General features: G+C 72.9%; 1 protein-coding gene. It reads left to right on the forward strand.

What is annotated here, in order from left to right; all coding sequences use genetic code 11:
* Positions 1 to 1,940: acyltransferase domain-containing protein (locus tag ACWERV_RS36680; RefSeq protein ID WP_452941217.1), on the forward strand; the 1,940-nt coding region annotated here is incomplete at both ends.

Here is a 1,940-nt window from a genome sequence, read left to right on the forward strand (position 1 = left end):
ACCGCCGCCCACGTCGCGGGCGTGCTCTCACTGCCCGACGCGGCACGCCTGGTCACCGCGCGGGGACGCCTCATGCAGGCCGCCCAGGCCGGCGGGGTGATGATCGCGGTCGAGGCCACCGAGGACGAAGTACTGCCCCTGCTGGACGAGCGGCTCTCGCTGGCCGCGGTGAACGGGCCGACGGCTGTGGTGGTCTCGGGCGACACCGACGCGGCGGAGGCGGTCGCGGAGCATTTCCGTGACCTGGGCCGCCGGACCCGGCGTCTCACGGTCTCCCACGCGTTCCACTCGCCGCACATGGACACCGTCCTGGACGACTTCACCCGCGAGATCCGGGCGCTGGACTTCCGGGCCCCGCAGATCCCGGTCCTGTCCAACGTCACCGGGGTGCTCGCGACCACCGGGGAGCTGACCTCACCGGAGTACTGGGCCCGCCACATCCGCGGCACGGTCCGCTTCCACCACGGCATCCAGCACCTGGCTACCGAACACGCCGTCACCGCCTACCTCGAACTCGGCCCCGACCCCGTCCTCACCGCCAACATCACCACCACCGTCGGCAGCACCGACACAGGCGACCAGGCTGTGGCTGTCGCCGCTCTGCGCAAAGGCAGGCCCGAGGACGAGACGTTCCTCACCGCCCTCGCCCACCTGTGGACCACCGGAACCCCCATCACCTGGGAGAAAACCCCGGCCCTCGCCCACGGCCGCACCACCGACCTGCCCACCTACGCCTTCCAGCACCAGCGCTACTGGCTCGAAGCCCCCGCGGTTGCCGGAGACGTGGCCGGTCTCGGCCAGGCCGACGCCGGACACGGACTCCTCGGTGCGGCCGTGGACCTGGCCGACGAAGGCGGCGCGGTCCTCACCGGCAGGCTGTCCCTCGCGGCCCAGCCCTGGCTGGCGGATCACATGGTGCTGGGCAGTGTGCTGCTGCCCGGCACCGCGTTCGTGGACCTGGCCGTCGCAGCCGGCGACCGCCTCGGCGCCGGACACCTCGAAGACCTCACCCTCCACGCACCACTGGTGATCACCGAAGCCCAGGCCCTCCAGCTCCAGGCCACCCTCACCCCCGACGACAGCGGATACGCCCTGGCCGTGCACTCCCGGCCCGACAACGGGAACGGCCCCTGGGTCCGGCACGCCACCGGCCGCCTCACCACCGGAACACCCGAACCCGCCCCGTCCGGCAACACCTGGCCCCCCACCGACGCCCAGCCCGTCGATGTGGACGGTCTCTACGAGCGTCTCGCGGCCCGGGGGTATGAGTACGGGCCGCTGTTCCAGGGTCTGCGTGCTGCGTGGCGTCACCCGGACGGGGGCGTGTCCGCGGAGATCACCCTGCCCGCCGACGACACCGCCACCGACACTGGCGGGTTCGGTATCCACCCGGCGCTTCTGGACGCGGCGCTGCACGCGCTGCTGCTGGACGACCGGCCGGGTGAGCCGGTGGTGGTGCTGCCGTTCGCGTGGAGCGGGGTCACCCTCCACGCCACCGGCGCGACCACCCTGCGGGTCCGCTGGACGACCACCGGGGAGAACACCCACGCCCTCACCGCCACCGACCCGGCCGGCACGCCCGTCATCACCGCCGACGCCCTCACCATCCGCGAGACCACCACCGACCAGCTCGCCGCGCTGACCCCCACCCCCACCGCGGACGACCTCTACCAGCTCACCTGGACCCCCACCCCCGACACCCCCGAGGCCGAGACCGACGCCCGTGAGCTGGTGGTCCTCGGCACGGAGACGTTCGGTCTGACCGGTGTGCCTGTCGCCACCACCCTCGACGACGTTCCCGCGAACGCCCATGTGCTGCTCACCGTCCAGCCCTCGCCCCTCGAGGCCGGCCCCGGTCACACCCACAGCGTCCTCACCGACACCCTGGCCGTCCTCCAGGCGTGGCTGGCGCATCCCGGTCACGCCGACGGGCACCTGAC

It is taken from the genome of Streptomyces sp. NPDC004031 (assembly GCF_053604375.1).